The organism is Streptomyces sp. SID3212, from assembly GCF_009865405.1.
Taxonomy (GTDB): Bacteria; Actinomycetota; Actinomycetes; order Streptomycetales; family Streptomycetaceae; genus Streptomyces.
This window is the reverse complement of the sequence record NZ_WWJY01000915.1, coordinates 1-4,199: the sequence shown is the minus strand read 5'-3', so window position 1 is coordinate 4,199 and position 4,199 is coordinate 1. Positions and strand designations below refer to the sequence as shown.

General features: G+C 73.7%; 3 protein-coding genes and 1 pseudogene. All 4 read left to right on the top strand.

Features of this window, described 5'->3' with window-relative positions; all coding sequences use genetic code 11:
* A pseudogene (locus GT042_RS27460) lies at positions 1–546 on the top strand (phenylalanine--tRNA ligase subunit beta); the annotation flags it as partial.
* A 234-nt stretch (positions 547–780) separates the two neighbouring features.
* Complete coding sequence (locus tag GT042_RS27455) at positions 781–1,887, top strand: PP2C family protein-serine/threonine phosphatase (protein WP_161311413.1); 1,107 nt, start codon at positions 781–783, stop codon at positions 1,885–1,887.
* A gap of 336 nt (positions 1,888–2,223) precedes the next feature.
* A complete protein-coding gene (locus GT042_RS27450) occupies positions 2,224–3,561 on the top strand; it encodes a transcriptional regulator (RefSeq protein ID WP_161311412.1) in 1,338 nt (445 codons plus the stop codon).
* A gap of 99 nt (positions 3,562–3,660) precedes the next feature.
* Positions 3,661–4,191: an NUDIX hydrolase gene (locus tag GT042_RS27445; RefSeq protein ID WP_161311411.1), complete on the top strand. Its 531-nt coding sequence runs from the start codon at positions 3,661–3,663 to the stop codon at positions 4,189–4,191.
* The last annotated feature ends 8 nt before the right edge of the window (positions 4,192–4,199 follow it).

Here is a 4,199-nt window from a genome sequence, read left to right as displayed (position 1 = left end):
GCGGCCCGTACCGTCGCACGGGAGGCCGGCGTCGAGCTGACCGTCCGCGCCGGGCAGCACGAGCCGTGGCACCCCGGCCGGTGCGCGGCCCTCTTCGCCACCGTGGACGGCGAGGAGACGCTCGTCGGCCACGCGGGAGAGCTGCACCCGAGGGTCGTCAAGACGCTCGGGGTGCCGGACCGTACCTGCGTCATGGAGATCGAACTGGACCTCCTGGAGCGGGCGGGCGAGGGCCCCGTCCAGGCACCGCGGATCTCCACGTTCCCGGTCGCCACCCAGGACGTCGCGCTGGTCGTCGCGCACGACGTGCCGGCCACGGCGGTGGAGGAGGCCCTGCACCAGGGCGCGGGTGAACTGCTGGAGTCCCTGCGGCTGTTCGACGTCTTCACCGGCGAGCAGATCGGCGAGGGCCGCAAGTCCCTCGCGTACGCCCTGCGCTTCCGGGCGCCGGACCGCACGCTGACCGTCGAGGAGGCCACGGCCGCGCGCGACGCGGCGGTGGCGCTGGCGGCCGAGCGGACCGGAGCGGTGCTGCGCGGCGCGTGAGGCCGGCCTGAACGACTGGCGCGGCGCGTGTGACGCCGGCCTGAACGCCTGAACGCCTGAACGACGAGGGGCGCTTCCGGATCTCCGGAAGCGCCCCTCGGTCGTCCGGAGAGGCCCCTCACTCATTCGGGTGAGAAGCCGGGACGAGGTCGCCGACGGGCCGGAGTGATCGACACAATCGTTGCGGCCACGACGGTCGAGGGACGTCCGGACCGGCCGAGGAGGCCCGACGGCATGATCCGTACCAGGGCGGCGGGGGACACGCGGGCGATCGCGCCCGTCCCGCGGCGTGTTGTCGAATGTGTGGTGCTGGGCCTCTGGCTGGTGCTGGTCGTCCTCTGGGAGCTGACCTGCCCGCTGGAGGAGGAGGGCGACGGCCTGGTCCGCCGCACGGTGACCTGCGCGGCGTTCCTGATGGCGGTGGGGTATCTGCTCACCGGTGTACGGCGCGGTCCTGTCCGGGAGTTGCGCGAGGCGAGGGCGGTCGCGCGCGCCACCCAGGACGTGCTGCTCAGGCCGCTGCCCCCGGCCGTCGACGGGCTGACCCTGGCCGCCCGCAGGCTCTCCGTCTCGCACGGCGCCGACGTCGGCGGCGACCTGTACGAGGCGGTGGCCACCCCGTACGGCGTGCGGATCGTCATCGGGGACGTACGCGGGCACGGCCTGTCCGCGATCGGCGCGGTGGCCGCCGTCCTCGGCAGCTTCCGGGAGGCCGCGCACGACGAGGCGGGTCTCGACGGGGTGCTGCGCCGGCTCGACCGCGCGTACCAGCGCCGGTTGCGGGACCTGGCGCGCCCGGAGCACGCGGCGGCGGGCGGGCGGGAGCCGGTGAACCCGGCGGCGGAGGAGTTCGTCACCGTCCTGCTGCTGGAGATCGGCGCCGACTCGGACGTACGGGCCCTCAACTGCGGCCATCCGTGGCCCTATCGGCTCGGGCCGGGCGCCGTACCGCTGTCCACCGTCGAGCCGCTGCCCCCGCTGGGCGCCTTTCCGCTGCCGGACGACCTCGCGCCCCTGGTCTGCGGGCGGCTGCTGCCCGGGGAGGCGCTGTTCCTGCACACGGACGGGGCGGAGGACGCCCGCGACGCGGCGGGCCGGTTCTTCGGCCTCAGGGACGCGCTCGTACGGTCCCTGGCGGGCCGGCCGCCCGGGGTGCCCGTCTCACCGGCGCACGTGGCGCGGCAGGTGCACACGGCGCTGCTGCGGCACACCGGCGGGCGGATCACCGACGACGTGGCGCTGCTCGTCCTGCGCAACGACCGGGGCGACCGTACGCGCGTCCCCGCGCCGACCGGCGAACCCGCGCCGCACCGCGCCCGTACAGAACCCTCCCGCCGGTGAGCGACCCGGAGGGACGTGGCCCTGTCGGCACTGTCGGCCCTGCCCGCTTCGTGCGAGACGCGGCCGGCGCGTCGTCCGTCCCACCGTGGAGTGTCGGGCAGGCCGGGGGGACGGACGACGCGGTGACGGGCCGCCGCACTGTACGAGGGGGAGCCGGCGGCCCGGCCGCCTCTTGCGAGACCACCGAGTCAACCGTGCCGGGCGGTCCGGCGGCAGCGTGTGCGGGGCACGGATCCGTACGTTCCGTTCACACCCCGTGTGAATTTTCCCGTACATACCGTCCCTTGTCCCACCGCACAGGTTCTATTGTGGGCCTGCCAGTCATCGGAGGGGCACATGCAGCCCAACACTCTGCTCGACTCGCTGTTGGACGAGGCGGGCATCTCCCACGCCGGTCTCGCCGCCCGGATCAACCGCGCCGGCGATGCCCGTGGTCTCGCGCTGCGGTACGAACACACCGCCGTGGCCCGGTGGTTGAAGGGGCAGCGGCCACGCGGTCAGGTGCCCGACCTGATCTGTACGGTCCTGGGCGACCGGCTGCGCCGCCCGCTGACCCTCGACGACATCGGCCTCGGCGCGCCCGGCGCGTACCGCCCGGCCGGCACCCCGCTCTCCGGGTTCGTCGAACGGGCCGCCGCGCTCTGGCGCTCCGACGAACAGCAGCGGCCCCACCTGGCGGCGGCCCCCGCCGTCACCGGGACGCCCGCCGTCATGCCCGTATGGGAGTGGGAGAACCCTCCCGAGGACACGGACGTCTCGCGTGCGGGCCGGACCAGGGTCGGTCCGGCCGACGTCGAGCTGCTCAAGTCGGCCCGGGCGCACTACGAGTTGATGTACCGAAGATCCGGCGGGGTCGCCACCCGCGCCCGGGTGGTCGGCTTCCTCAACGCCGAGACCGCGCCGCTGCTGCGCGGCTCCTACGGCGACGCACTGGGCCGGCAACTGCACCGGGCCACGGGCGGACTGGTCGCGGTGGCCGGCATCTGCGCGTACGACTCCGACGCCCACGGCCTCGCCCAGCGGTACTTCCACCAGGCGCTGCGGCTCGCGAAGGCCAGCGGCGACCGGGGACTCGGCGCCTATGTGATCGCGCTGCTCGTCAACCAGTCGCTGCACATGGGGGAGTACCGTCAGGCTGTCGCCTTCGCGGAGGCCGCCCTGCGGGCCGCCGGACCGCGCATCACGCCCGCGCTCACCGCCGACCTCTACGCGATGCAGGCCAAGTCGTACGCCCATCTCGGCGACGGCGGCAACGCGTTGGACCGCATCCGGCGCGCGGAGAGCGAGGCGGAACGCATCCGGCCGGGCCACGAACCGGACGAGACGGGCTATGTCCAGCCGGGCCTGGTCAACGTCCAGGTGGCCGAGGCGCTGCTCAGCCTCGGCGATCTGGCGGCGGCGCGGGCGCACGCCACGGCCGCCGTGGGCACCCCGGCGCACGACCGGGGCAGGATCCACCGCCTCGCCATGCTCAGCCACATCGAGCTGCGGCAGGGCGAGCCCGACCGGGCGGCCAGAACCGCCGCCGAGATGGCCGAACGTGCGAAGGGGATGGAGTCCCAGCGGCTGCGGGACCGGCTGCGCGCGGTGCGCGGCGAGTTGGTGTCCAGCGGTTCCAGCGAGGCCGGGGAGGCGGCCGCGCTGATCGACGAAGCGCTCCGTGTGCCTCTGTAAGCCCCCCGGTAAGCCCCCTGCGCGGACGACGTGTTGCTGAGATTCAGCAGTGAGGTCTGCTGCGATGTTGCCATCAACGCGTCGGAAGGTGGCAGAAACGTGCAGTGGACGAAACTAAGCGAACAGACTGTGTATGAGAATCGCTGGTTCCAGGTCAACCTCGCGGACGTCGAACTTCCCGACGGCCGCCACCTGGACCACTTCCTCATCCGGCTCCGCCCGGTCGCGGCGGCCACGGTCGTCAACGAGGCCAACGAGGTGCTGCTCCTCAGGCGCCACCGCTTCATCACCGACAGCTGGGGCTGGGAACTGGCCGCGGGGGTCGTCGAGGACGGCGAGGACATCGAACGCGCGGCGGCGCGGGAGATGGAGGAGGAGACGGGGTGGCGGCCGGGACCGCTGCGCCACCTGCTGACGGTCGAGCCGTCGAACGGCCTCACCGACGCCCGCCACCACCTCTACTGGGCGGAGGAGGCCACGTACACCGGGCCGCCCGAGGACGACTTCGAGTCGTCGTGCCGCGAGTGGGTGCCGCTCAAGCTCGTACCGGACATGATCGCCCGGGGCGAGATCCCGGCCGCCAACATGGCGGCCGGGCTGCTGATGCTCCGTCACATACGGCTGGGCTGACGGGGGTT

Bases quoted from the DNA above. Each gene is read 5' to 3' on its own strand.
- GT042_RS27455 (WP_161311413.1), top strand. From the start codon at position 781: ATGATCCGTACCAGGGCGGCGGGGGACACGCGGGCGATCGCGCCCGTC.
- GT042_RS27450 (WP_161311412.1), top strand. From the start codon at position 2,224: ATGCAGCCCAACACTCTGCTCGACTCGCTGTTGGACGAGGCGGGCATC.